The organism is Candidatus Nitrosocosmicus oleophilus (assembly GCF_000802205.1).
Taxonomy (GTDB): Archaea; Thermoproteota; Nitrososphaeria; order Nitrososphaerales; family Nitrososphaeraceae; genus Nitrosocosmicus; species Nitrosocosmicus oleophilus.
In genome coordinates this window covers 2,052,780-2,079,338 of the sequence record NZ_CP012850.1, presented here as the reverse complement: position 1 = coordinate 2,079,338, position 26,559 = coordinate 2,052,780, and the positions used below count along the sequence as shown (strand labels likewise).

Below are 26,559 nucleotides of genomic sequence, written 5' to 3'. Positions count from 1 at the left end.
ATTTTTGGACTAAGATTAATAAGGAAAGAAATTTATTAAAAAAAATAGGCAATAATACAATTATTGGATTTGACAAGATTTATACCACTGCTCATGTTAGTATTCATAATTTATTTAACTCAGTGCACCTTCCATGCCAGTTTTGCTGAAACAGAAAATACTGAAAATAAGGAAAACCCACAGGATTTAAAGAGCAACAGATTAGATGTCAACAACACGTTCGCACTTTCGGGATTTCTGGTTTCCACTTTGAATGCATCCCTAACGTCAAATATCGGATCCGGTCAAGACAATCAATTAGTTTCGTCATCATCTGATAGTACAAGCCTCGAACATTCAGTTAAAGCCCTTTCGCCTGGGCAACCCATTGGTGGTGTAAACAGCAGTGGTAATTCATCATTAATCTTGAACTCAAATCAGGGCTCACTCGGAGATATCACGGGAACAGGTCAATTGAATCAGACCGATAACTTGTCTAATAATCTGGTTTCAATGCTTTCAGGTATCATTATTCAATCCATTGAAAAAGGAAATCCAACCATTAATAACGATTTAAATACTAGCGATTCTGGTAGCCTCATTAATAAGAATATTTCAACGATAGTTTCCGGCAATTGGAAGATAATTGTTAATTCTTCGAAAGTTGAATTTTTTGATTCGAAATTCGTAATGATCACCTCAGATGCTAAAGGATTTCACTGGCATACAATTACTAATTTTAAAGGGGATGAAAATGTGTTTTTTGGTACAGATGATACCATATTCTTCGATGGGACAGTAGACTTTTTTACAGATGGTAAACTTGTATCTGAGAATAGCAAGGTTGTACTAATGCTCAATAATTTTGAGGTCCTTCAAATTATTTTCTTAGATGATAAAGTAGCAGATCATTTTCATGATTTTCCACTTTACGGGATCTTAGATTCTATTGAAATAAGAAATTAGGTAAAGTTCCTTTTCATATACTTTGGTATTGCAGAAGTAATAGCCCCCTCTGATGCTGATCTTACCAATGTTGCATATTTTGCTAATGCTCCCGACCGATACCTAATCTTTATAGGCTTAAATTTCTTGGTCCTATTTGCGAACTCTTTCTTTGAAATCTTGAGGTCAATAGTTTCTTTGATTAAATCGATCTTGATCTTATCACCATTTTTGATTATTGATATGGGTCCACCTACCATTGCCTCTGGAGAAACATGCCCTATCATAAATCCACGGGTTGCACCAGAGAATCTACCATCAGTGAGCATAGCAACTTTTTCACCTAACCCCTGACCCACTATGGCCGCTGTCACAGAAAGCATTTCCCTCATTCCTGGACCACCCTTTGGACCCTCATATCTTATAACGACAACATCACCTTCGCCGATTTCTCTTTTCGAAACAGCATCAAATGCAGACTCTTCTGATTGATAAACTTTGGCAACCCCCTCAAATTTATCTTCTTTCAATCCTGCAATTTTGATTACAGCTCCCTCTGGAGCCAAATTTCCAAACAAAATTTTTAACGTTCCTTCTTTGTGTATTGGATCATCGACAGTCCGAAGGATATTTCGAAATTCAGTTTTTTGTTCTTTATAATAAGACTTGGATTTCCTAAAGTCATAAGACTCGAGATTCTTTTTCATTGTGTTACCGGTAACGGTCTCTACATTTCCATTAAGAATACCTTTATCAAGCAATGATTTTAAAATTACAGGGATGCCCCCAATATTATCCAAGTTCAACATTACATAACTCCCACCTGGTCTCATATTTGCGATATGAGGTGTCTTTTTTCTAATATATTCAAAATCTTTTATATCCAATTCGATTCCTGCTTCACGGGACAGTGCTAATAGGTGAAGTATCGCATTAGTCGAACCTCCTATCGCATTTGCCATCATAATCGCATTTTCGAATGCCTCATAATTCAAGATATCCCTTGGTTTCAAATCATTTAGTATTAGATGATCAATAGATTTACCAGTCTCAAAGCAAATTTTGTGCCTTTCTTCGCTTTCCGCAGGCGGTGTAGCGCTACCTGGTAACGCCATCCCTAATGCCTCGCTTATAGATGCCATGGTATTAGCGGTATACATTCCTGCACATGATCCAGCCGACGGGCAAGCAACATTTTCAAGACTTGTCAATTCTTCCAAACTCATTTTGCCAGCATCATATGTTCCAACCGCCTCATACACATCTTGAATAGTAACCGGACTACCATTCCAATAACCAGGCAGAATTGTGCCCCCGTAAACAAATATAGAAGGCAAATTGAGTCGGGCCATTGCCATCAAAGTTCCAGGCAAGCTTTTATCACATCCAGAAATTCCCACTATAGCGTCATATTGATGTGCTCTGACCATTATCTCGATCGAATCCGCAATGATTTCCCGGCTAACAAGAGAGGATTTCATCCCCTCGTGTCCCATTGCAATGCCATCAGAAACAGCGATGGTAGTAAATTCCCGAGGGGTGTTTCCAGAATCCCTAACACCTTCCTTTGACTTTTGAGCAAGTTTTCCCAAATGAATATTGCATGGGGTCGCCTCATTACATGTACTACAAACTGCCACTAGAGGCCTACCAAGATCTTCGTCTGAGAGACCCATTGATTTGTACATTGCCCTATGAGGAGCACGGGAAGCACCCTCAACTGTTTTTCTGCTAGGTAAAATCATTACAAATATCTAGATTAAAATCACAAAATAAAAACTTAATTCTTTCTTGTAATACTATCACACTACTCCAAAGTAGCTATTATTTTTACAGAATCCAAACCTTCGAACTTGAATATTGTCTCACACATTCCGCATTCTATGCTATTGTTATGCAATTCATTTGAAGAAATCTCATTAAGGTATTCGCATTTTGGGCATGGGAAAGAAAAATTCAGTGTGAAACTTTCTAACTCAATTGATTCACTCATACTTTGTAAAAAATTTTCGACCTATTTAAAATGAACTAAAAATAAACACCAAATTAAGGCAAAACATATTAACTGTTAAATATTAAATTAGATATTTCATTATTATTATCTTGATTATGATGCAGACCTTAAATCACAACTGTATTTTTTGTCAAATTGTAACGAAAAATTTGCCTAATGCAATAATTTATGAAGATGAAAAATTTTTGGCTTTTATGGATAAGTACCCAATCAATCATGGACATTCGTTGCTAGTACCTAAACAGCACTTTAGTAATATATTAGAAATGCCGATAAAGGAAGTAGGCGAAATGCATTCGCTAGTCCCACGATTAGCAAAGGCAATTACTAGTGTTTTGGGAAGTGACGGATTTAACATTAACCAGAATAATGGGAAATCTGCTAATCAGATTGTACCACATGTGCACGTACACATAGTTCCCAGATATTCGATTGAGAGGGTCAAAGGTCAATGGCCAATGCGCAAGATTGCACAAATAAATGAGCTCGAGAGTGTAGCTCAAAAAATCAGAGAGAATATCGAAGTATCATGAATAAAAATGCTATCACGATAGGAATAATTACTTATAACGAACAGAATAATATTTTAAAATTTTTTGATTCACTCAAGTCTCAGCGGCTCGGAGACAAGTTGGTTATCAGCGAGGTAATTTTCGTGGATGATTCGAATGATGAAACTCCAATTCTTATCAACAAAATCAGGTCTGAAAATCCAGAATACAATATTCGTCTAATTCACAATGAAAAGAGAAAAGGAGCAAGCCAAGGATGGAATACTATATTCAGAAACGCGAAAGGTAATATTATAGTATTATTGGACGCAGACATCGAGATTGGGGAAAACTGTATCTCACGATTATCGAATAAGATCACAGATAACGTAGGATTGTGTGCTTCTAATACTGTCCCCAAAATCAATAATATGGGCCTATATGCATGTGCATCAGTTTTTATCGGTTATTGGTTAAGATCAATAAGAATCAACGGTCTTTCTCAATACACCACTATGGGTAGAGCACTTTCATTGGATACGGAATTGGCTAGAGGGATAGAAATTCCCCAAGAAATAATCGCAATAGATCTTTATCTTCAGTGTAAAGTGCTTGAAAAGGCCAAAAAGGTAATCTATGATGATGATGCAGTAGTCTATTTTAACCCACCCATAAACAAAAATGATTTTTTCAGTCAGATAGTGAGAGCATTAATTGGGCATAGACAGATAAAAGAATTGACAAGAAAATTTGATTTTGATGCTCCCGCGTCTCTAACGATAAAGGAATTTTTCAAAAATTCGATAAAATATCCAAGAGGTTCGTTATGTCTCTTATTGTGTTATCTTCAATTGCCGGTTAGCTACTTTAAGGATAGAGAGCGAGTCTCCCATATTTGGGAACCTGCTAATAGCACCAAAAATTAACATCGAATGATGTGTTCAGGTTTATAGCCGAATAATACTCTGGTGATATGAAAATGATACTCGTGAAGAAATTCATGCTAGAAATACTTCAAAAATAATAAGAAAATGGGAATTAAATATGCTTAGGAATTTAAGACTATTTTTAGAATAAAGTGAAATTGATTAGTGCAATAACTAATTTGATAGTACAATAATAAAAACTGCAACGCATGCTAATGATCCAAATAGTGCTAATGTAGTCTTCCACATGCCAAGATTTTCCTTTTCTCCTATGTCCCATATGCCTCCGGTAGATTTGTTGGGGACATACCAATTTTTTATAATTTCGTAACTGTAAAATTTTGACAGGTCAGCTGATGGTGTCCAACTAGGAGTAAAATTGGATGATTGGCTTGATGAAGAATTGATCAAATCGTATTTCCTTCTTGAATTATCATCAGAAAGAACTTCGTAGGCCTCTACTATTTGCAAGAACTTTTGATGAGACTCCGTACTTTTGTTTTTGTCAGGATGGTGCTTGAGGGCAAGAAGTCTAAATGATTTTTTGATATCTGCACTAGTTGCATGGTGGTCTATCTCGAGTATGTCATAGTAAGACTGAGACAATAACACTTAATGAGGAGTTCTAAAAATTAAGTATTTTGCTTTGGACAAATGAAAGTTAGAACTCTAAAATAAGACAATTTCGAATATATTTAGACGTGAAGATTCCATTTAAGAGAAAATTGGCCCCTTCTAACGACGGAAAAGCCTTAAACTTAAACAAAGAACATTTAAAGGACAATGTGCAGGTGGAATCAAATATTAACAATACGGTGGATAATTCAAATCCCATAAATTCCGAAACAAATTATCTGATTTGCTTTATGTGTAAGGAGAAAATCTCCAGTGAAATCAAGAAACCCGAATGGAAGTGGAATCTAAACACTATTCAACCTATGTGCATTGTATGCTATGAAAGAAAATCCAAAGAATATGAAAAAATCATTAATTATTGCAATGAATGTAACAAGAGACTGGGATTTATTAGGTATAATCCCAAACCTTTGTGGGGTGTTAATGGCCAATTATGCAGAGCTTGTTGGGATTTAAAGAATTCTACCTTCAAGAAATAAAAACTGTGGGGCTAAAAATGAATTAAGAATAAGTAGTAGATCATCTCCCAAAAAATTTGATAATTTATCCGCACAATTCGAGTTTAAATTTTTTATGGCCTGTTATTACTCAGCGCATACTGATTATTATTAAAATCAAATTTTGGTTCGGTTTTCAACTGTACAAATAATGGGGACGAAATAGCCTTACTGAATACTTTGACAACTTTGATCGGATTATAACGTTGGTTATTAATTCGGATTATTTCTAGTGAAGTTTTTCATTTCACACCATGAACAGATGACATAAAGGTAGAATACAAATCTTTAATCTATCTCCACAACATCGACACTATACCCAAACCGGTTATACACAGACCTGCATATGCGACTTGTGGCACGCTGATACTCATAGCACCTATGGCCAGGCCAATTCCGGCTATAGCCATTAGAAATTCCCCTTTCCTTCTATTTGTTAAGTGCAATACCATACTCTTATCTTACAATGGGCTTATAAAATATTTCTCTATTAATAAAAAAACTTGTTAGGCTGATTTAAGTGACAATTTTAGATCACCCCACAATAATTGCTAAGTCCTGATTTAGTAATACAAATAATTTTTCAAGAAATCCTCAAAACTGGATAAAAGCAATCTGATGGACAAAAATTAAAGGTGGCTGAGTCCACCTGCACCAGAAGTATAAGGTGATTGACCTGGAAAGTTTCTCCTAAAGTGCCCCGATGGTCGTTTCGATAACAGCTCTATGAACCAAGCTTCATGCTCAATTTCTTCTTGCATTATCCTCTGTGCAATATCGAACGTTCTGGGATCTTTTCCCCCTGTCATGTCACATACTTCTCCCCAGGATCTGATAGCGCATTGTTCTGCTTCCAGAAGTACCTTTATGATAGAGGTCAAATCCTTCCAATTTTCTGGCAGATAAGCGTCTGGACAACCAGCTTGAGTTGCAAAATCTCTGATATCTCGTGGTAAACTACCCCCCAATTCATAGAGTCTTGGAACCATGGCCTCGAAGTGGTTTCGATCTTCAATTCTTGCATCTTCAACGATTTCCTTGATTCCCTCTCCGTCAAGGCCTGTACAGTGCATCCTTAAAATAGTATAATAATAATAGGTTGTAAATTCCGCACCTACGCCTTTGGTTATCAATTCTTTTAGTCTTTCAATATTAACACCATTTTTTTCTAATACCTCCAAAGCTACAACGTTCGGAACATATTCATTATTCTCAGTCATTATCAAACCTTAGATAAATGAATATAAAAATTTTATTATAAAATCGTCGTGTATAGTATTCAGACAATTCAAATATCTAATTTAGGCATTCATTTGTTTCAAAATATCATCCATCGATTCAAGGCCCCCTCGCTCAATTAATTGGAGTAAGCAAATAGTAAAACCGACGTGTGAGCAATCATCTGCAAAACATGCCCTGCATGATGGGACGCAATCAACTACACTGACAAAAATGTCTTGGTTCAAGAATCTATCAAATAATTTTACCTCGCTTAAATTAGGAAAATCAACATATTTCAAGATTAATGGTGGGTTCTGTTCATAACCTGCATTATCAAATGACTTGCAATTCATCCAATTTAAGAATGCAAAAGTTCCTTCATCCAAACTTTCGCATTTTGTGGCCTTTTTCAACTGGATGCTGTTTGTCTTTTTGTCTTTACTAGACATTATCTATCTTAGTAACCTACTATACTCAATTCCTAAATATAAGGCTTTAATTTGATTACAGACAAGGACGAACGTAGTCAAAAAATTCTTTTAGTCGATATTAGAATTGTTATTTTCTGGAGGTAATCCGTACATTGACCACTTCTTATCAACCAAAAATTTGGTTTCTTCATCAACTTGAACTTCCTCCTGAATCTCTCTAAAAAAGCCTTCTTCTCTCCATTTGGTTGTGGCGTCAACTCCCATTTTCGATCCAAAATTTACTAAAGGTGATGAGGGATCTAAAGTGTCTGTGGGTACATTCTCTATTATTAGTATATCCCGTTTCGGATCCGCTTTAGTAGTTACAGCCCAAATAATCTTATCCATATCATGAACATCAACATCATGATCAACAACAACAAAAATCTTAGTTAAGGATAGTTGCCCTAACCCCCATAGGCCCATCATCACCTTTTTTGCTTGTCCAGGGTATCTCTTTTTGATTGAGATTATTCCCAATCCTTGAAACCATCCAGCTGCCGGCATCGAGAAATCTATTACTTCGGGCTGAAACATCTGTATCAGAGGCAAAAATGATCTTTCTATTACCTTTCCAAAGTAAGCATCCTCTAGAACAGGTTTTCCAACTACAGTGGTTAAATATATCGGCTTTTTTCTATGCATAACCCCGGTTAATGTAAAAACAGGGAATTTGTCAGGCGGAGTATAATATCCAGTATGATCTCCAAATGGCCCTTCTGTCTCAAGGTGGTCTGGGTTGATAATGCCCTCAAATACGATTTCTGAATTAGCTGGAACTTCCAAATCTACTGTTTCACATTTCACCATTTTGACCCCTTTCTTTCGAGAAATTCCCGCAAATAGAAATTTGTCCATACCTTCTGGAACTGGGGCTATGCTGCTAAAAATAGTACCGGGGTCAGCCCCAATTACTATTGCCGCTTCAATTGGTTTTTTAGATTCCTTCGAGATATCAGAATGTTGGGCACCTCGTTTGTGAATCTGCCAGTGCATAATCGCTTGATTGTCACTCAAAATTTGAATGCGATAAACTCCTATATTTCGAATTCCGGTTTCCGGATGGTTGGTAACAGTCATTCCAAAGGTAATAAATCTTCCTGCATCCTGTTTGAATGATTTAAGGATGGGGAATTTCTTGAAGGAAGGATTATGTGTTTCAATAACTTCTTGGACTTGACCTTTATCCACAATCTTAGGACCGTACTCAGAGATTTCCGATAACTTTGGAAGCATCTTTAGTTTATTTAAAACTCCTGATGGCATTTTCATGCGGGTCATTTCAACAATTCTGTTACCTATTTCTGAAAAATCATCTAAGTTTAAAGCTATCTGCAGCCTCTTAATCGATCCGAATGCATTGCCAAGGATGGGGATTTCAAAATCCTTTATGTTTTCAAATAAAATAGCTGGGCTTTTCTTTGTATACATCAATCGTCTCATAATCTCAGCGACTTCTAATTCGGAACTTACTTCCGTCTGGATCCTTTTTAATTCGCCTGCAGATTCTAAAGCGTACAAATATTCAGATAGATTGTCAAAAGTCATTAAAAATAATTATATTTAGTCTTATTTAATCATCAATTACAAATCTTCGATTTCAAAAAAATAAATTATTTAAGAAATTAGAAAATCAATTCTAGAAAAAAATATTATTGGTTAATATCTTAATCTAGTTTGCAGTCATTGTACTATTGCCCATGTCGGTAGAATTATCCATCGTCATGGTCATATTACCCATTTGATCCATTGGCATTGAGGAGTTGTCCATGGTCATTGACATGTTGTCTTGTGCGAGAGCTGGTGTTACCATTGCTCCAAACAAAGATGCTGCAGCTACGATACTTAAAACTACGAATACATTGAACTTATTCATGCATCATTAAGTAGATTTTTCGGGTATATAATATCTTCGTTTAGTATTAGTAAATTTTACTAAAAAAATATTACAATATAAAAAGCTTTTTCAATAAAAAGGTCCAATCACGTTGCTATACTATTATTTATCATGTAATTTCGTCAGGTTGGTCTTGTTATCGTTTACGAATGGAATTATCTTTTCCGTAATAATTTGATGAACATTTGTAATCTCAGGATCGAAAGACAATAGTAAGACATATGATAAAGTACTATTTTCGTCAGTAATTGGTATGGTAGCCCTAATCAGGCGTTCGTATTTCGAGCTAGCATATTGTATCTTACCAAGCATGTATTCCCACCTAAGACGTGTATACTGCCTGGTAGCAGCCGTAATGGCATACTGAGCCCTCTCCTCAGGAGTTAAGAGAGGCACTAATCCGATTCTTTCAGCTATGGATTCCAATTTTCCATCCTCATCCGCTATACCCGCAAAGCGTATACTTGGATCCAAATCCACTACGCGTCTACAAAACAGGTGGAATTCATCTTCATTCCTTGAAATCATGTTCCCTATAGCTATATTTTAAGGCCGATATATATCATCTATTACGAAAATGCTATTTTATGATTATCATCGATTCACATGCCTCTCTAGGCAACACCTTTGCGCATGACTCTAAGAATTCTTTAAGGTCATCCTGTGAAAGCGGATGAGACATATCATTTGTAGTTTTTTTGGAATCCTCCAGAATTCGTTGATTTTCGGTTATCGGTTCAAGAACCAGGGATTTTGTTAAATAGTGTTCATCTCTAAACAGGGTAATAACAATAGAATCGCCAATACTCTTTGTCTTTAAATAATTCTTTATGTCCATTTGGTTCTTTACATCGACATTGTCCATCTTTACTATTATGTCTCCTCCCAACTCCAAAACTGTCCCATTAACTTCGGTAACTACATAGCTACCCCTCAGATTTGCTTTAGAAGCGGAACTATTATCGATTATGCTGGTAATCAAGAAGCCATTTTCACGTGAGATATTCATTAATTTGGCAATTTCAGGGGTTACATCCAAACCTATTACGCCCAAAGATGGATGAGTCAAATTCGTTTCCAAAGCCGGTCGAGCAGTTAATGGGATCGTTATGGTCTGTTTTACTAGATCTGGACCTCTTAACACTGTTAGAGTAACGTTATCACCTACTTGCTTGTAATTCTCCAAATACGATAAAATGTCATCCACTTTTCTAACAGACTTACTATCTATTTCGGTAACTATATCACCACCAAGTTTAATCGGCAATCCGTTTATTAGCATGCTCTTATTGCCTCCCAGTATCCCAGCAAGTTTGGCAGGACTATCATCCGTAACGTTTATCACCAAAAAGCCCACAGCTTCAGGTAAATTCAATAATTTTGATATTTCTGGAGTTATATCAAATCCGTTTACCCCAATGTATGGATGATCGTATTCCCCGTTTTTTATTAAGTGGGGTATTATTTTGGTTAGAAAATTAGAAGGAATGGCAAATCCAATCCCTGAATAAACACCAGTATTAGAGAAAATAGCCGTATTAATCCCAATAACATTAGCACTCATATCAATTAACGGTCCTCCCGAGTTACCTGGATTTATGGCGGCATCTGTTTGAATGATGTCAGGTATTGAAAATGATGGGCTAGGTTTGATTATTTGAGGCTTGTCAAATGGATTTTGTGGAGAATCACCGTTATTCCCTGCGGGCATCAGCCTTCCTAAACCACTTATAATGCCTTCAGACAGGGATCCCGATAATCCAAAGGGGTTCCCAACAGCTACAACTTTTTGTCCAATCCTAACATTAGAAGAATTACCCAATTCTAATGGGATCAATTTCGAACTGACATTCTTATCTACTTCGGAAAGTTTTACTACAGCAAGGTCAGAGTAAGGATCAGTCCCTATAATGTCACCTTCATATGATACCCCATCTAGAAATGTTATGTAGACTTTATTATTCTTTGAACCATCTACTACATGAAAGTTAGTAACAATATGTCCTAATTTATCATATACAAATCCTGAGCCCAATCTTGAGGGCTTAGGCTCTATGGCTTGAGTACTCCCCGGTTCAGTTATTTGAACCACAGATTTTTCGACTCTATCAAAGAGATCAGGGAGCGAATTGTCGTAATCTCTGGTGGTATAGTTGTGACTATCTCCCAGGGTCATTTGATCGGCCTCGAAAGTCAAGTTAGGTCCAGATCCGCTTGCCAGTTGGATAGAATGAAAAACACCAATAGAAAATAGACAAGCGACAACAAAAAATGATGCTAGAATTACCAAAATCACTTTGAATTTTTTTTTCTTTTTAAGTTGATAATCTTGTAAGGAATTGAACATTATTTCAGTCGTCAGTAGATATAGAACTCTTTGAGTCAATTTAAATTTTACAGTATCAAGAACAGTAGTAAATTTATTGGTTAAGGAATTTGTGATAATGTTCGATGGCCATGGATTGTCGTTCTGATTGAACCGATCCAGGTCTCATAAGTCTCAATTTCTTAACTGCTTCATGTGGAGTCAACCTATGCTTTTTTATCAAATAGGCCGCCAGAATGGTTCCTGTCCTTCCCTTTCCTGCTGCACAGTGAACCAAAACTGGTTTATTTCCCTCTATTTTTTTTTCGATATAATCCACAACTTCATGAATTTCATCGATAGTTGGAGCATTATAATCATCCGTTTTCAAAAAATAGTTTTCTAGTTCATAGTTTTGAGATTTCACTTTTTGAATCCAGATTTCTGGTAAAGGAATCTCTCTGACAGTAACTAAACTTTTTATATTATTAGAAGCAAGCCATGTGAGTTGATCGTAAGACGATGGCAACCCGCTGCCTGCCAATTTCTGAGGAATCACCCAGCTAAAATTAGTTGGTCGTTCAACTATTCTTCCATGAACTCTACGGTAAATCTCTCCTATTCTGGTCATATTAGAATCTATGTTATAAATGAAATATTAATTAAATAGTTTTTTGAATTTACTTAGACTATTTCTTGATCCAACTTATCCAAAAATTTCTTGAAATTTTCCATAGGTATTACGGCTCCGCATGCCTTGTCGTGTCCACCGCCGCTACCATTTAATTCTGCAGATAGATTGTTTACTAACATTCCAAGATGAGTATTGCATTCCTTAGATCCTCGGATAGAAAGTATATAAGAATTAATATTTGATTTTAATTTAAATGCTATTCCGACTTTCTTACCAGTAATACCCAACACGAAATTTACAATCATGCTTGAAGATAATTCTAGATTATGTTCAAAGTATGAAATATTATTCAAGTGCTTAGATTGTTCTTCTACTATAGTAATTGCTTTATTAATCTTCTCACAAAACTCCCTGACCAATTTGAATCCATTTTTAATCTCATGTGGCATTTTCCCTTTGGATACAGACCTGGAGATAAACTTCAGAAACTCAATGTTTTTTTGAGAAGAAGATATAATATATGATAAAAAACATGATTCCAGCATCAAGAACGTTCGGTCATATTTGCTAACCAATAAACTTGCCTTTGGATTTGACTCCATATAATCTGTTAACGCCGCGGCAGCAGCGTAGAATGCAAATTTAACACTTAATTTTCTTCTAAGTAGATGATAAATTTGAACAGAAGTGCAATCATTAATATCATGAATTAATTTCACCCCAATCGATTCCAACTCTCTCCTTATCTCTGTCTCAAGATAATGATGATCTATATAGATAACTTCAATATTTCTAAGTAATAGTATCTTCAACTTATCTATAAATAAGTTTTGATTCTTTTTGTTAAGACCAACATCACAAATAAAAACTCTTGAGAACTTTCTATTCTTATGACAAAGAGATATCGTATAGTCTAAGGAATTCAATAAATTTGGATAATCTACCAAAAATATGTTCCTAATTTTCAGGGCGTTTTGTAATAACGCTGCAGAAACTATCCCATCAACATCTTCCTTATGGGATATACAAATGCTTTTCAATATAACGAGAATTTAGTATAAGATTGATATTTAGATGTTTATATCATATCTAACAATAATAAAATCTCCCTAGTAGAAACCCTCCTAAATATTATCGAATTTATGATAAAATCCAGTATATGATGTGAATACACATAGGCATTTCATTAGGAAAACTCCAATTGAAAAAAGGTATCAACAACTAAAGAACCTCAAATAATTTATTCAAAAATATGACGCTACTCCTTACGCACAATATAGTCAAAAACAAAATGTTAAAAGTTTTGTTGATAGTACCTGATAAACGTGCTATAGTGTATAAATTCAATTGTCTCCTTGTCGGTTGTAATTTTTTAATTACAGATCAGGTGCGTTGGGCTATTGGTGATGGCAGGCTGAATATCTCGCCCGAAGGCTTGATAATTACACCTCCATTCCATCAACGCCATCTTCTATGGCCGCCCTCCTCCTTACGGAAGGTTGTCTTTTCTCGGGAAAGGCTTCCTCCTTAGATGCTTTCAGGAGTTATCCTAAACAGCTTAGCTGCTCAGCTTGCCCTGTCGGACAACTGATAAACCAGAGGCTGCGCTGCCCTGTTCCTCTCGTACTAGGGGCAACTTCCCCTCAGACAACCACGCCCCTGTCAGGCAGAGACCGACCTGTCTCACGACGGTCTAAACCCAGCTCACGTTCCCCTTTAATGGGCGAGCAGCCCCACCCTTGGCTCCTGCTGCAGAACCAGGATGGGAAGAGCCGACATCGAGGTACCAAACCGCGGGGTCGATGGGAGCTCTCGCCCGCGACGAGCCTGTTATCCCTAGGGTAACTTTTCTGTCACCACCAGCCCCCAATAGTGAGGACATGATGGATCGCTAAGCCCGGCTTTCGCCTCTGAATCCCGTATCATTGGGAATCCAGTCAGACTGGCTTTTGGCTTTGCCCTCACCGGCGGAGTTCTGTCCCGCCTGAGCCAATCTTTGGGCCCCCTCGATACATTTTCAAGGGGGTGCCGCCCCAGCCGAACTGCCCACCTGCCGATGTCCCTGTTAAACAGGTTAGCGATACGGTAACAAATGGCTGGTGTTACACTTTTGCCTAAATCAGTCCCGGAGAACTGACCATAACGGCTCCCAGCTACTCTCTGCATTTGACACCATATCGCAACAACAGGCTGCAGTAAAGCTCCACAGGGTCTTCTCTCCCCGACAGAGGTTCGGGGACTGTTCGTCCCCGTTATGTGGCTTCACCGGGTTGTAGGCAGGGACAGCGGGGCCCTCGTTGTTCCATTCATGCACGTCGGAACTTACCCGACAAGGCATTTGGCTACCTTAAGAGAGTCAGAGTTACTCCCGGCGTTTAGCGGCCCTTAGCCCAGTTGAACCCAGGTTTTAGGTACCGCCACTGGCCAGGATACAGAGGCCATACACATCCTTTCGGACTAGCGACCACCTGTGTTTTTATTAAACAGTCGGGACCCCCTAGTCACTGCGACCTGCAGTCCCTACTCCTCGTAAAAACTGCAGGCACTCCTTATACCATAGGTACGGAGCTATTTTGCCGAGTTCCCTTGCCATACGGTATACCCGATAGACCTTAGACTTCTCATCCAGGGCACCAGTGTCGGATCTCGGTACGGTCTTGAAAGTATCTTCCTATTTCTGCTTTCATTGTCTCCTGGAATCAAGTAAACCCTCCTTGCAGAAGGCCATTGGTATCTCGCTTTAATTCTCGCCATTACGGCACTCCTCAAAGCTAGAATACTTAGACAGAACGACGGTTCTGCTTACCCTATCCGGAAGCGACAGAAGAGGTAATAACGAACTTTCAAGGCACTGGAATATTAACCAGTTTCCCATTCAAACAATTCTGTTGAGGTTGTTTTTAGGACCGGCTAACTCCCGGCTGATGACGCATTGCCGGGAAACCCTTGCCCATGCGGTCGCCGAGATTCTCACTCGGCTATGCTGTTACTACCACCAGGATCTGCACTAGTAGTTCGGTCCACTGGACTTTACAGCCCAGCTTCTACCCAAACACTACGCCCACCTACCACGCACCGACATCGTCGGTGGTCTAAAGTATCGGTAGTCTACTTGAGCCCCGTACATTTTCGGGGCTTTCGAGCTCGGCAGGTGAGCTGTTACGCACTCTTTGAAGGATGGCTGCTTCTGAGCCTACCTTCCTGCTGTCTTTGCTCGAAAACACCCTTTGGTTTGACACTTAGTAGACATTTGGGGACCTTAACTTTAGTCTGGGTTGTCCCCCTCTCGGTTATGAGGCTTACCCCACATAAACCCGCCTCCTAGCTTCTACGACGCTTGCACATTCGGAGTTCGAATGGATGGCGAGCTCTTTCGAGCCCTTACCGCCCGATCGGTGCTCTACAGTACAAGCAATCTCAGCTAAGGCAGGACTGCGATCCACTTCGGTGGGAACTAGCGATCACCGGACTAGATTGGTTTTTGACCCCTAATCCCAGATCAGGGGACCGATTTGCACGTCAGGACCCTTGCAGACCTCCAGCGAGCTTTCGCTCACCTTCGTCTTATCCAGGACTAGATCGTCCGGTTTCTAGCCTTACTGCCATGACTCAAGACCCTTTCAGATCCATTGCCTCTTTTTTCAAATGAAAAAATGCGCAAATTCGGTTTCCCTTCGCCTTCCCTCTGTTAAAGGTTAAGCTTGCCATGACAGCAATCTCCCTGGCCCGTGTTTCTAGACGGAACGTATGACTCTAGAAATCCTTTCGAGCCATACACGTCTGTAACCGATTGGTTTCAGGCGCTTTTAACCCCCCTTCCGGGGTACTTTTCAACTTTCCCTCACGGTACTAGTATTCTATCGGTCTTGATGAATATTTAGCCTTGGATGCTACTTTCACCCATCTTCACTGGCCACTGCCAAGGCCAGTTACTCTGAATATGACAGAATCCTGCTCTCATTCGCCTACGGGGGTATCACCCTCTATTCCGGTACTTTCCAGTACACTTTAGCTTCGATTACAGGATCCTATACGCCATATCCGTAACACCACATCTCTATCATGTTACCATAACAGATTCAGTTTGGGCTGTTCCGCTTTCGCTCGCCGCTACTAACGGAATCTCAATTGATTTCTCTTCCTCGTCCTACTCAGATGCTTCACTTCGGACGGTTTGCTCTCCCTAGCTAAAGCATGGGAGTGTATAGAGAGACCTCATTCGGAAATCCCGGGGTCGTCGGTCGCATGCACCTAACCCAGGCTTATCGCAGCTTGCCACGTCCTTCATCGCTTATCAAGCCGAGTCATCCACCAATCGGCGTCTTTGCACCAGTCCAGTAGTTATAAATAAATAAATAAATTTACTTACTTACTTTCTATTTTTTATTTTTTGTTGGAGTTTCTTTCTTTCTTTGTCCTTTGGATCTAGTTATTAGATTAGTTATCTAGTCTAGTCTTTTAGTTAGTTAGTTAGTTAGTTCCACTTGTGGTAGAAAAGTCTAATTTGATTTGATTTGATTTGATTTGATTTGGTCGGTATTTGGTATTTCGTATGTATAAAGATAATTTGCTGTTTACCTACAACTATAACACACATATTGCACTATAACAATCAAAATAAATTCTGTTGTTCATGATGACCACATTGTTATTACGCGAATTTAGTCTATTTTGAAATCTGTGATAATGTGTTACTACACGTTGTGGATACCTTTTTTCAATTGGAGTTTTCCTTTACATGATGATCATTGTAAACAACGTTTACTACATCAACTTCATTCTTCATCTTCTACTCCTCATTTTTTTATGAGACAAAGAATTGCATCCGATACTACATATGCTGATTTTGTTTGGAATGATCAGATAGACTGATTATTTTCTAATATATCAATTATCAAAGCTACTTTAATTTCCACAAGAAGATAGCCGATCAAGAATTTGCATAGACGGATTGGTATTTGCTTAAAATCATTCCGGAGTCTATTAGTAGAGAGTTTTTCTTTCTAACCTTTCTCTTTGTATCAATTTGTCAAAAATACAACATACTAGTCAGTTTTTCGAACCGTATGAATGAAAAATGAAGGAATTGATTGATCAGATTGATTTGATTGCACTCCCTCTCTTTTTTATCTTACATCATTCATGTATTAAGATGAAGATGATGATTATGATAATATGATAGATTTAGGGATTTTATTTTATTAGTATAATTTTATTGTAAAGTCTCGCAGATTAGAAAGAGCACTAGGCCCCTTCTAACCCACTACCACTACTACAATATAATAACTAAGGAGGTGATCCGGCCGCAGGTTCCCCTACGGCCACCTTGTTACGACTTCTCCCTCGTTGCTGACCCCAGGTTCGATAGTACCAATTAGGCACCACCTCGCCAAGAACCAACTTCGATGAAGCGACGGGCGGTGTGTGCAAGGAGCAGGGACGTATTCACCGCGCGATAGTGACACGCGGTTACTAGGGATTCCATATTCATGAGGGCGAGTTTCAGCCCTCAATCATAACTGTGGTAAGGTTTAGAGATTGCCTCCTCCTTTCGGAATCGAAACTCATTGTCCTTACCATTGCAGCCCGCGTGTGGCCCGAGGGTTTCGGGGCATACTGACCTGCCGTAGCCCCCACCTTCCTCCGTCTCAGCGACGGCGGTCCCTCTAATTAGCTCCACTACTCCTGAGAATAATGGTAGCAACTAGAGGCAGGGATCTCGCTCGTTACCTGACTTAACAGGACACCTCACGGCACGAGCTGGCGACGGCCATGCACCTCCTCTCAGCTTGTCTGGTAAAGTCTTCAGCTTGACCTTCACTCTGCTGTCGCCCCCGGTAAGATTTCCGGCGTTGACTCCAATTGAACCGCAGGCTTCACCCCTTGTGGTGCTCCCCCGCCAATTCCTTTAAGTTTCAGTCTTGCGACCGTACTCCCCAGGCGGCAAACTTAACGGCTTCCCTGCGGCACTGAGTTAGCAATAAGCCAACTCATCACCGAGTCTGCATCGTTTACAGCTGGGACTACCCGGGTATCTAATCCGGTTTGCTCCCCCAGCTTTCATCCCTCACCGTCGAGCGCGTTCTGGCAAGCCGCCTTCGCCACTGGTGGTCTTCAATGGATCAACGGATTTTACCCCTACCCATCGAGTACCGCTTGCCTCTCCCGCCTCCTAGCTCTATAGTATCTTCCGCAGCCCATCTGTTAAGCAGGTGGATTTAACGGAAGACTTGTAGAACCGGCTACGGATGCTTTAGGCCCAATAAACGTCCCGACCACTCGGGGTGCTGGTATTACCGCGGCGGCTGACACCAGACTTGCCCACCCCTTATTCTGCACCATTTTTAGAGGTGCCAAAAGATCTCCTTAACGGAAATCACTCAGAGTAACCCTGTCAAGCTTTCGCCTATTGCAGAGGTTTCGCGCCTGCTGCGCCCCATAGGGCCTGGGCCCTTGTCTCAGTGCCCATCTCCGGGCTCCTCCTCTCAGAGCCCGTACCGGTTACAGGTTTGGTGGGCCATTACCTCACCAACAGCCTGATCGGCCGCAGTCCAATCCAGGGGCCATATAGATTTAAGTCATTACCCATTCCAGAAGTGATGACCTATCGCGGTTTATCCTCAGTTTCCCGAGGTTATCCACGTCCCCTGGGCATGTTGACTACGTGTTACTGAGCCGTATGCCACATATTGCTATGTTGACTCGCATGGCTTAGTCCCACTCTGATAGCAGTCGGGTCCGGCAGGATCAACCGGAGTCAAATAAAGTAAATAATGGCTGTAGAATTATTATTTACTTTATTATAAATCGTCGGTTGAACTTTTATCGTCCATTTCATTTCTTTTTTTCCTAACTTTTCCTTTCCTTTCCTTTCCTTTCCTTTCCTTTCTCCTCCTCTATTCTTGTTCTTCTATCTTATTAGGATAGGAGAAATAGCAAAGAAAAGGAAAGGAAAGAAATGAAGGAAGGAAGGAAGGAAGGAAGGAAGGAAGGAAGGAAGGAAGGAAGGAAGGAAGGAAGGAAAGGAAAGGAAAATTGAAAAATTGAAAAATTGAAAGGACGTTTATTGAGTTTCTTTCTTTATTGTATATCAATTTGATTTGATTACAATAAAGAGAAAGAGTACGATCGAAAAACTAGATTTGTATGTTGTTTTTACGTAAGAGCGCTTTTCATTAGATATGAAAATGGTTCTTCAAGTTAAATAGCATCACCTTGAGAAAACGTCTTTTATGCTTCTGATTTGAAGCTTTATTTTTAGAAAACTATGATTTAGTAATTTACCTAAATCATAACTAAAATGTATTGTGTACTTTTATTAGTATCGTAATATAAGATTCTAGTCTATCTGATCCTTCCCATGTCAGATTCGATCTATCAGGTCAGCACTGATTTTTTTTATCGAATCTCCCTATTTGTTAAATTTTGCAAATTTACAATGTCATGAGCGCTTCTGGAGGTCAGTAAATCACATTATGGCCCTAGCCAACTTCATTACCGACACCGCCTTATGTCTTGAATACGTTCTACTTAAAGTCAAAAAAGTATTAATATAAATCTTGTTCTTAAATTAACAAAAAATATATTTTTTTTGAGATCAACCAAATTGGCATATGGTAAGGATACTCGAAGGTAAAATGTATCCTCACCCAAATAAACCAAGATAGAATAACTTTGAATAATATTTTATCTCATTACACAATTTAAAAACATATAAAAGATTCTGAGAAGGGACAATAAATTACATATGAAATATGAAGACTATGCGGATTTGTACAAGAATCGAACATTTGAATCCATGAATTTGTATTTCAAATCCAGAGACATTTTTCCCGGAGGAATAAATCATAATATTCGATATTTTAAACCTTATCCTTTTTTTACCGTCAAATCACGTGGCAAATATTTGTTTGACATTGATGGAAACAGGTATTTGGATTTTTGGAATGGACACTGGGCTCTTATCCTAGGACATTCCCCAGAGGTAGTGACATCAAAATTAAAGAAGCAAGTTGGCAAAGGTACTCTTTATGGAACCGCAAATAAAGCAAGTTGGAAATTGGGTAATGAAATTCATAAGGCCATACCGCTAGCAGAAAATTTAAGATTCTGTAGCACTGGGTCAGAAGCGACCATGTATGCAATTCGTTTAGCTCGGGCTTCGACTGGCAAGAGAGTGATTGCGAAGGTAGAGGGTGGATGGCATGGTTTTAATACAAATCTCCTACAATCTGTGAATTATCCCTTTGAGGGGGATGAAGGTATTGGACTAATTGAAGACGAAGGTCATTTTATTGAATCATTACAATTTAACGATTTAGAAAGATCCATCAAGGTGTTAGAGTCTATTAAGGATGACCTTGCAGCTATTATTGTCGAGCCGGTTTTGGGTGGAGCAGGTTGTATTACTCCTCAGGATGGGTATCTACTCGGATTACAAGAATTCGCAAAAAGGAACGAAAGTCTCTTCATACTAGACGAAATAGTTACAGGTTTCAGATTTGCCTTCGATGGTGCAATGAACTTATTCAAACTAGACCCTGACCTTTTTACCTTGGGGAAAATTATTGGTGGAGGGCTTCCCATTGGAGCAGTTTGTGGAAAGAAAGAGATAATGAAATTGGCTGACGCAACTGTTGACAATAATAAGTCTTCATATTGTTCGATTGGCGGAGGTACATTTTCAGCAAACCCATTGACCATGAAGGCAGGTTATCATACTTTAAAAGAGCTGAGAAAAAATCCAGGAATCTATGAGAAAATCAATAGTCTAGGAGAAACCGCAAGAAGAGAATTATCAAAACTATTTGTTGAACTTGGAATAAGAGTCCAAGTTACGGGAATTGGTTCTTTATTTATGATTCATTTCCTAAACGAAAAGACAGACGCGATAGAAAATGCTGTTGACGCAGCATTAGGTGACAAAAAACTTTTAATTAACTATAATATGGCACTTATGGCTAAATATGACATATTTTTCTTGCCCGGGAAGATGGGAGCTTTTTCAAACGCAAATGATAAAAAAGACGTAACTAAATTGGTTGAATCAACCAGAAGGATCTTTGAACAAAACAAACAATAGATAGGCCAAAACAAGATTCTGTAATTTTAACCACCAATTCTTCGCTTAATTTTCTCGCCACAAAGCTTTTTTCTTTGCCACCAATATGAAAAAAATAAAATATACGGTTTGAACAAATAGTCCTAAAGAAATGGTCCAACCTTGAGGTACCGGGAAACCCATTGAATATTGCAGCAGCAATGAGGCATGAGTGGTGGGGACTAGATATGCGATGAATTGTAGATCTATAGGTAGTTTTTCTATCGAATAAAAAACTGGAGGTATAATAGCAATAACAACATTTACGAAAGAAATTAGCTGAGTGGCATTCCGCATATGTAACATATGAGAAGACAAAAAAAATCCTATGGATGACATAGTCCCCCAAATCAGAAATACATTTAACAATAGCAAAGGGAGGAAATTTAAAGAAACTGAAAAATATACGGCAAGTGACAGCAAAACCATCAGTGCTGGCAGCCCGTACAGTAATTGTGACAAAGCCAATCCCAGCATATATGTTAATGAAGAAACAGGAGAGGCAACAAATACATCTTGCATCTTATATTCAATTTTGTAAAATGAAATATCCTGACCTAAAGCCAATCCGTAGCCTACTAGTGCCATAACAAGACTCCCAGCTACGGCAAATTGAACATACTCACCACTACTTACTACAAATAATATAAACAACAATGAAAACGGGGAAATAGCCGTAAATATTAGTGAAAGTGGATTTCTTCTTAGCCAAAGAAATCCTGTCATATATGCGATGATAAAGATTTGTTTGGTCACTACATAGCTATTATTAAGAAGATTCATGACTAAAATACGGTTTCGGTTTAGAGAGATATATATTAACAAATGAAAACTAATGATAGTTTTAGTTAGGATGTGAGGGAAAAGGTATATTTCTCAATTCGGTTCAACTAAAGAGTGAGATTGAGATCTATTACTACCAACAGAACAATAGATGGCGCATCAATTTCCATTTCCTTAAAACCACAATTAATTGACCATATTAAACTCTTAAAAAGGACAGAAATGCCTCCAGAAAAAATGATTAGAAAAAATGCGGGATATGGAATAGACAAAAAACCCAATAACAATGATTATCAACACAAACCAAGTTTCTGGATTGAAGGGTACGGCTGTTCCGCTAACTTTGCTGATTTAGAAATGATGGCTGGACAGCTTAGACTGCGAGGATTCAGGTTGGCCGAGAATCCAGAGAATTCTAGTATTAATTTGATAGTCACTTGCTCAGTAAAAAATTCAACCGAACATAAAATGATTCATCGGATAAAGTATTTGACTAATACCAAAATACCTTTAATTATAGCTGGTTGCTTGCCAGCGGCCGATGAGAGTTTAGTAAGATCTGCCAATTCTCATGCTAGCATAATTGGACCAAATTCTATAGATAAGGTAGTCGAGGTGGCTCAAGCAGCAATGAGTGGACAAACTGTGACAAATTTAAGGTCTTCAAATACTGAAAAAATAAATATACCCAAATTCCAGATCAGTCCTATAATTAGTATTATTGAAATCTCAACCGGGTGTCTAAGCGAATGTACCTTTTGCCAAACAAAGCTTGCAAAGGGTGACCTTAGGAGTTTTAGGATTGGTGAAATAGTAAAGCAAATAAGGAACGATCTGGACCACGGGAGTAAAGAAATTTGGCTTACGTCGACAGATAATGGTTGCTATGGATTGGACATTGGGACCAACTTAATAAATTTATTAAGGAGCTGCGAAAAAATAGAACAAGAGTTTAAGATAAGACTCGGCATGATGAACCCAATGTATCTGAACAGAATTATAAACGATTTATCCTTAATATACTCAGAAGGTAACAAGCTTTTTAAGTTTATCCACATCCCCATTCAGAGCGGAAGCGAAAGGATCTTAAGGAAAATGAAAAGAGGACACACGGTTAAAACCACCAAAGACCTTATCACGAGATTGAAAGACAAGATTCCAGAAATCACAATTGCAACTGACGTTATTACTGGATTTCCAACAGAAACTGATGAGGATTTTGAACAAACCCTAGATCTTATAACATTTATGGATCCCGATGTTGTTAATTCATCGAAATTCAGCTCTAGACCTGGAACTGCAGCTTCGAAATTAAAAAGGGTCGATGACAACATAATTTCATCTCGATCGGAAAGGTTGCATGACTTAATTAAAGCAATAGCAAAGAGGAGAAATTCCAAGTGGATAGATTGGGAAGGAGAGATCCTCATTAACGAAATTGAACACGGAAAGCTGAAGGGTAGGAATGATTATTACAAATCAATAATTCTAGACCATGATCATGATGAGTCATACTTGAAAAGTAAGACCCAAACCAACTTGCAGTCAGGAATACAAGATTCATTGGGCTTGTCCAACTATACAGATCAAAAGCTAGAAAATATTGTCATCAAAACTGGCCCATATAAGAATAATATTTCATATTCTAACAATCCTTTCATGGGCAAAAAAATCAAAGTCAAAGTAATAGCCTATTCAAATCATGTCTTAAAAGCAATTCCAGTTTAGATAGCAATCATACGCGGTCACACAACACTTTTATCTATCGACTAAGGTTTGTTAATGACAATTGAAAAATGCTAATACTTTGAATACATGCATCATAGGTGTTGGGAATGCAGGGATAAAGATAACAAAAGAAGTATTGGAAAGAGTAAATTTAGACTATCTTTTATTGGAAAATCGTTCCTCTACAGGCTCGGATTTTGATAATAAGATTGAAATAACTATTCCGACCAGAATTAATCCTTCATTAGACCATATTAGAAAAGCATTATTGGATTCATCAAAGGATATTTTATCAAAGGTTAACCAATACCAATCCATCATCATTGTTGGAAACTTAGCTTCCAAGTTTGGATCAGCAGTATTGCCAGTTTTATCTCAAATGCTAAGGGACAAGATAAATAGAGAGATAATTTGCTTGACTATACTCCCTTTTGGGTTTGAGAAGGAAAAGTTATTTCGTTGTGGAGTATCTCTTTCTTTTTTATGTAAACTTGTTAGCAGTGTTATAGTAATTGATAACAATGCAATAATAAGAAATGATACTGACATTTCCATTGACCAGTGCTATAAGATTACAAATACAGCAATTGTCGATATAATAGTTCAATCACTGATTAAGAGTTTTCCAGAAAAATTAAATTTTGTTAATTCTAATATATCTACAAATGGTATAAAAAATGCCTTTATAGAAACAATGGCTCAACTAACGCAAAAAATCGATATCAATAGTATACAAAAATGTTCTCTCTATTTGTATCAGCCTTCTGAAAAAATTTCAATTGTGAAAAATGTAATAGAAACAGCCAACAATATGTTTTCGGAAGCTGAACAAGAAATAAACATCCTCGAAGAAGGGAATGATATTACCAAATGTCATATTTTGGTGAAAACAAATAAAGACATTATATCAGAATACGATCCACTGAACTTCTTGATTCCCAGGAAGAATATTCTAGATTTTGAACCTGAAATAGCAATGGATGATATTCATATACCTTATTTTAAAGATATAGAATCTGGATTTACTATAGCTAACAAAAAATGGATTGAATGATTTGATCCTTGAAAAGGAAATAAAATCTAACTCTAAAACCATTGTCATGTATTTTTTATTTCTGAAATTGTTGCCAGTTCTAAAAATAAGAAATTATTTGGACATTAGTCAAGATTAAGCTAAGTCATTTCAATTCCTTTTTTTCTGCTCCGCCCTCTTCAATTTCATCGATGTCATCTTTCACTTCGACCTTTTCTAATGGTTCGGTTTTAGTTTGAGAATCTGATTCAATGACGATGTCTTCATAAAGAGAAACTATAACCTGATCATCTTCATCCTTCACAATTCTAACCCTTACCTTTCTTGGGGGATTAGTTTTGCCTCTTTCCCAAATATATCGATTCAGTTCTTGATCGATCTTTATTTGTGAGCTTTTCATATGTTTTATAGCGAATTCTTTAATCATGTTAATTACTCTATCTGTCCTCTTATGCTTTGGGGTTAGCCATGCTTTACTGAAATTTATTGTATAAATTCTTGCGAGTGTATCCTCAACTGTTGACATTTTACATTACCTCCTTTTCATCCTATATTTACATCTGATCTACGCCATGACCTTCTTTTTGGATTTGTTCTAACATGTCGGTGCGTCCGAATAATAATCCAGGCTGGCACCGGTCTATTTTGCTTGATTTTCTTCAATAATCTTATTTTCCTAGTCGTACTTTTGCGGGCAGCCATAATATCTTCTCTTACGATATTACCTATTTTTAAGTGTTAACATACTATAAAGACAATAATCCGAATTTCCATTGTGCTCGTGATAAATTGTTGTATTTGTAAACTATTATTTTTGAAAAGTCTTTGCCTACTAGTAGTGAGTAGTAAAAAAAGTGTTATCATTGTTATCATTGTAGGTCTTAATAAGGTATATAGAACGCAGATACTTTGGATATAATAATCCTATACAATGACAGTAGAAATAAGATACTGATTGCCTAAAATAGAATAGACTGAAGAATAATGATACATAGACGGCTTAAATTCCAAGATATCTGGTAGTAGAACTGTTATTTATCGGGGGCTCATTACCACTACAAATCGAACTGTTGGCACAAAGATAACAAAAAATTTTCGCGTAACGTCTGAATTCAATAAGCTAAAATAAAAATTTAATTGCCTATTGTTATGTTTGTTAGGCATGTATGTCTGTGAAACGTGCTTTAATTTTCTGAAATCAATTTATTCGGCGAAGCAATTAAAAAAAATCCGAGTAATACCAAAAAACCAAGACCTAGGATTGCAATGTCTCTGTACCTACCACAGCAAGCTTGTTGACGGCTTCAAATCATAGCATAAAAATGCTAATGCTGACCCCGTTTTATGATTTCAGATTCGACTGAGTCTCCAACACTTACACCAAATTTATTTGTAAAATTTGAGACTACTTCTAGAACATACAATGAATCATTATTTGGAGCATAGGAAGGACATGGAAGTAATAGATAACAGGGCGAAAGATTTTTTTCAATATGAACTATCTTCCCAGTTGAGTTAATCCAAATAATGTCTATTGGAAATTTCATATCCTTCATCCAAAAAGAATATTTTTGCGGCGACTCAAAAATGAATAGCATTCCTTCGTTTTCGTTAAGGGAATCTTTAATTGATAATCCTTTAGACTGAGAATCAGGAGTCGTTGAAAGACTAGCTGTTACATTCACACCCCCTAACGAAACTAGCGCTGTTTTATTTTGTTCTTGTTGTTGTGCTTGGACACTTTCAATTTCTATATAAGCTATCGAGGATAATAACACCAAGAAAAGAACTAGACAAGAAAACCAAGGGGAGATAATTTTCTTCAATTGTATCAAGGTACTTATCCGTTGTATAATTTAAACAATACATTTTTTATGATGAGATGGCTGAATAAATATGT

The 26,559-nt window shown here is 37.8% G+C and carries 22 protein-coding genes and 2 rRNA genes; 7 read left to right on the top strand and 17 right to left on the bottom strand.

The genetic code is table 11. The annotated features are described in order from the left end of the window. The first annotated feature begins 69 nt into the window (after window positions 1-69). The gene (locus tag NMY3_RS10040) at window positions 70-945 is read left to right on the top strand and encodes a hypothetical protein (RefSeq protein WP_196815734.1); all 876 of its coding nucleotides are present in this window, start codon (window positions 70-72) and stop codon (window positions 943-945) included. Here NMY3_RS10040 and ilvD read toward each other — a convergent pair. Together ilvD and NMY3_RS10030 are read right to left on the bottom strand one after the other, a co-directional pair. Further along, window positions 942-2,669, bottom strand: a complete 1,728-nt coding sequence (gene ilvD, locus NMY3_RS10035) for a dihydroxy-acid dehydratase (RefSeq protein WP_196815733.1) — start codon at window positions 2,667-2,669, stop codon at window positions 942-944. The genes NMY3_RS10040 and ilvD overlap by 4 nt on opposite strands. A 62-nt stretch (window positions 2,670-2,731) precedes the next feature. Next, window positions 2,732-2,917, bottom strand: a complete 186-nt coding sequence (locus tag NMY3_RS10030) for a hypothetical protein (protein WP_196815732.1) — start codon at window positions 2,915-2,917, stop codon at window positions 2,732-2,734. Between the two features lie 116 nt (window positions 2,918-3,033). Here NMY3_RS10030 and NMY3_RS10025 point away from each other — a divergent pair, with 116 nt between their 5' ends. Together NMY3_RS10025 and NMY3_RS10020 are read left to right on the top strand one after the other, a co-directional pair. Further along, a complete protein-coding gene (locus NMY3_RS10025; protein ID WP_320410451.1) occupies window positions 3,034-3,471 on the top strand; it encodes an HIT family protein in 438 nt (145 codons plus the stop codon). Continuing rightward, window positions 3,468-4,355, top strand: a complete 888-nt coding sequence (locus tag NMY3_RS10020) for a glycosyltransferase (RefSeq protein WP_196815731.1) — start codon at window positions 3,468-3,470, stop codon at window positions 4,353-4,355. Before NMY3_RS10025 ends, NMY3_RS10020 begins: the two co-directional genes overlap by 4 nt. 174 nt (window positions 4,356-4,529) lie before the next feature. Here the strand turns inward: NMY3_RS10020 and NMY3_RS10015 are convergent, their stop codons facing one another. Continuing rightward, window positions 4,530-4,961: a J domain-containing protein gene (locus tag NMY3_RS10015; RefSeq protein ID WP_196815730.1), complete on the bottom strand. Its 432-nt coding sequence runs from the start codon at window positions 4,959-4,961 to the stop codon at window positions 4,530-4,532. Window positions 4,962-5,056: 95 nt separating this feature from the next. Between NMY3_RS10015 and NMY3_RS10010 the strand changes: the two genes are divergently transcribed. Then, on the top strand, window positions 5,057-5,470 hold the full coding sequence (locus tag NMY3_RS10010) for a hypothetical protein (RefSeq protein WP_196815729.1): 414 nt from the start codon (window positions 5,057-5,059) through the stop codon (window positions 5,468-5,470). A 647-nt stretch (window positions 5,471-6,117) separates the two neighbouring features. On the opposite strand, the gene dps is transcribed toward NMY3_RS10010, so the two are convergent. From dps to NMY3_RS09960, 10 genes are all read right to left on the bottom strand, one after another. After that, entirely contained in the window at window positions 6,118-6,708 is a 591-nt protein-coding gene (gene dps / locus NMY3_RS10005) for a DNA protection during starvation protein (protein ID WP_196815728.1), read from the bottom strand. 81 nt (window positions 6,709-6,789) lie between these two features. Continuing rightward, window positions 6,790-7,158 carry a hypothetical protein gene (locus NMY3_RS10000; RefSeq protein WP_196815727.1) on the bottom strand — a complete coding sequence of 123 codons (369 nt, stop codon included), beginning with the start codon at window positions 7,156-7,158 and terminating at the stop codon, window positions 6,790-6,792. Window positions 7,159-7,248: 90 nt separating this feature from the next. Next, window positions 7,249-8,727 (bottom strand): menaquinone biosynthesis decarboxylase, encoded by a 1,479-nt coding sequence (locus NMY3_RS09995; RefSeq protein WP_196815726.1) that lies wholly within the window; start codon window positions 8,725-8,727, stop codon window positions 7,249-7,251. Window positions 8,728-8,851: 124 nt separating this feature from the next. Further along, window positions 8,852-9,055, bottom strand: coding sequence for a hypothetical protein (locus NMY3_RS09990; RefSeq protein WP_196815725.1), 204 nt, complete (start codon window positions 9,053-9,055; stop codon window positions 8,852-8,854). A 123-nt stretch (window positions 9,056-9,178) separates the two neighbouring features. After that, complete coding sequence (locus NMY3_RS09985; protein WP_196815724.1) at window positions 9,179-9,604, bottom strand: hypothetical protein; 426 nt, start codon at window positions 9,602-9,604, stop codon at window positions 9,179-9,181. Window positions 9,605-9,656: 52 nt separating this feature from the next. Further along, window positions 9,657-11,423 (bottom strand): trypsin-like peptidase domain-containing protein, encoded by a 1,767-nt coding sequence (locus NMY3_RS09980; protein WP_196815723.1) that lies wholly within the window; start codon window positions 11,421-11,423, stop codon window positions 9,657-9,659. 73 nt (window positions 11,424-11,496) lie between these two features. Continuing rightward, window positions 11,497-12,012, bottom strand: a complete 516-nt coding sequence (locus NMY3_RS09975; protein WP_196815722.1) for a dual specificity protein phosphatase family protein — start codon at window positions 12,010-12,012, stop codon at window positions 11,497-11,499. A 53-nt stretch (window positions 12,013-12,065) separates the two neighbouring features. Continuing rightward, a complete protein-coding gene (locus NMY3_RS09970; protein ID WP_196815721.1) occupies window positions 12,066-13,055 on the bottom strand; it encodes a DHHA1 domain-containing protein in 990 nt (329 codons plus the stop codon). Between the two features lie 341 nt (window positions 13,056-13,396). Beyond that, a 23S ribosomal RNA gene (locus NMY3_RS09965) occupies window positions 13,397-16,351 on the bottom strand. A 953-nt stretch (window positions 16,352-17,304) separates the two neighbouring features. Then, window positions 17,305-18,773: ribosomal RNA gene (locus NMY3_RS09960) — 16S ribosomal RNA — on the bottom strand. The 16S and 23S rRNA genes sit together here, the layout of an rRNA operon. Before the next feature lie 989 nt (window positions 18,774-19,762). Here NMY3_RS09960 and NMY3_RS09955 point away from each other — a divergent pair. Further along, window positions 19,763-21,097 carry an aspartate aminotransferase family protein gene (locus NMY3_RS09955; RefSeq protein ID WP_196815720.1) on the top strand — a complete coding sequence of 445 codons (1,335 nt, stop codon included), beginning with the start codon at window positions 19,763-19,765 and terminating at the stop codon, window positions 21,095-21,097. A gap of 45 nt (window positions 21,098-21,142) precedes the next feature. On the opposite strand, the gene NMY3_RS09950 is transcribed toward NMY3_RS09955, so the two are convergent. Continuing rightward, window positions 21,143-21,871 carry an ABC transporter permease gene (locus NMY3_RS09950; protein ID WP_196815719.1) on the bottom strand — a complete coding sequence of 243 codons (729 nt, stop codon included), beginning with the start codon at window positions 21,869-21,871 and terminating at the stop codon, window positions 21,143-21,145. Window positions 21,872-22,018: 147 nt separating this feature from the next. Here NMY3_RS09950 and NMY3_RS09945 point away from each other — a divergent pair, with 147 nt between their 5' ends. Both NMY3_RS09945 and NMY3_RS09940 read left to right on the top strand, forming a co-directional pair. Continuing rightward, the gene (locus tag NMY3_RS09945; RefSeq protein WP_196815718.1) at window positions 22,019-23,626 is read left to right on the top strand and encodes a tRNA (N(6)-L-threonylcarbamoyladenosine(37)-C(2))-methylthiotransferase; all 1,608 of its coding nucleotides are present in this window, start codon (window positions 22,019-22,021) and stop codon (window positions 23,624-23,626) included. 61 nt (window positions 23,627-23,687) lie between these two features. Then, a complete protein-coding gene (locus tag NMY3_RS09940; protein ID WP_196815717.1) occupies window positions 23,688-24,680 on the top strand; it encodes a hypothetical protein in 993 nt (330 codons plus the stop codon). Window positions 24,681-24,804: 124 nt separating this feature from the next. Here NMY3_RS09940 and NMY3_RS09935 read toward each other — a convergent pair whose 3' ends face one another. The 3 genes from NMY3_RS09935 to NMY3_RS09925 all read right to left on the bottom strand — a co-directional run bounded on the left by NMY3_RS09935 (window position 24,805) and on the right by NMY3_RS09925 (window position 26,485). After that, entirely contained in the window at window positions 24,805-25,185 is a 381-nt protein-coding gene (locus tag NMY3_RS09935) for a 50S ribosomal protein L31e (protein WP_196815716.1), read from the bottom strand. Window positions 25,186-25,202: 17 nt separating this feature from the next. Next, the gene (locus tag NMY3_RS17085) at window positions 25,203-25,361 is read right to left on the bottom strand and encodes a 50S ribosomal protein L39e (RefSeq protein WP_144734863.1); all 159 of its coding nucleotides are present in this window, start codon (window positions 25,359-25,361) and stop codon (window positions 25,203-25,205) included. 623 nt (window positions 25,362-25,984) lie between these two features. Next, complete coding sequence (locus tag NMY3_RS09925) at window positions 25,985-26,485, bottom strand: DUF192 domain-containing protein (protein WP_196815715.1); 501 nt, start codon at window positions 26,483-26,485, stop codon at window positions 25,985-25,987. Window positions 26,486-26,559 lie beyond the last annotated feature (74 nt).

What these genes read in the sequence shown, in the direction of transcription:
- NMY3_RS10025 (WP_320410451.1), top strand. Translation starts at nt 3,034, where the DNA reads ATGATGCAGACCTTAAATCACAACTGTATTTTTTGTCAAATTGTAACG.
- NMY3_RS10030 (WP_196815732.1), bottom strand. Translation starts at nt 2,917, where the DNA reads ATGAGTGAATCAATTGAGTTAGAAAGTTTCACACTGAATTTTTCTTTC.
- NMY3_RS10000 (WP_196815727.1), bottom strand. Translation starts at nt 7,158, where the DNA reads ATGTCTAGTAAAGACAAAAAGACAAACAGCATCCAGTTGAAAAAGGCC.
- NMY3_RS09980 (WP_196815723.1), bottom strand. Translation starts at nt 11,423, where the DNA reads ATGTTCAATTCCTTACAAGATTATCAACTTAAAAAGAAAAAAAAATTC.
- ilvD (WP_196815733.1), bottom strand. Translation starts at nt 2,669, where the DNA reads ATGATTTTACCTAGCAGAAAAACAGTTGAGGGTGCTTCCCGTGCTCCT.
- NMY3_RS09955 (WP_196815720.1), top strand. Translation starts at nt 19,763, where the DNA reads ATGAAATATGAAGACTATGCGGATTTGTACAAGAATCGAACATTTGAA.
- NMY3_RS17085 (WP_144734863.1), bottom strand. Translation starts at nt 25,361, where the DNA reads ATGGCTGCCCGCAAAAGTACGACTAGGAAAATAAGATTATTGAAGAAA.
- NMY3_RS10020 (WP_196815731.1), top strand. Translation starts at nt 3,468, where the DNA reads ATGAATAAAAATGCTATCACGATAGGAATAATTACTTATAACGAACAG.
- NMY3_RS09985 (WP_196815724.1), bottom strand. Translation starts at nt 9,604, where the DNA reads ATGATTTCAAGGAATGAAGATGAATTCCACCTGTTTTGTAGACGCGTA.
- NMY3_RS09935 (WP_196815716.1), bottom strand. Translation starts at nt 25,185, where the DNA reads ATGTCAACAGTTGAGGATACACTCGCAAGAATTTATACAATAAATTTC.
- NMY3_RS09990 (WP_196815725.1), bottom strand. Translation starts at nt 9,055, where the DNA reads ATGAATAAGTTCAATGTATTCGTAGTTTTAAGTATCGTAGCTGCAGCA.
- NMY3_RS09995 (WP_196815726.1), bottom strand. Translation starts at nt 8,727, where the DNA reads ATGACTTTTGACAATCTATCTGAATATTTGTACGCTTTAGAATCTGCA.
- dps (WP_196815728.1), bottom strand. Translation starts at nt 6,708, where the DNA reads ATGACTGAGAATAATGAATATGTTCCGAACGTTGTAGCTTTGGAGGTA.
- NMY3_RS09975 (WP_196815722.1), bottom strand. Translation starts at nt 12,012, where the DNA reads ATGACCAGAATAGGAGAGATTTACCGTAGAGTTCATGGAAGAATAGTT.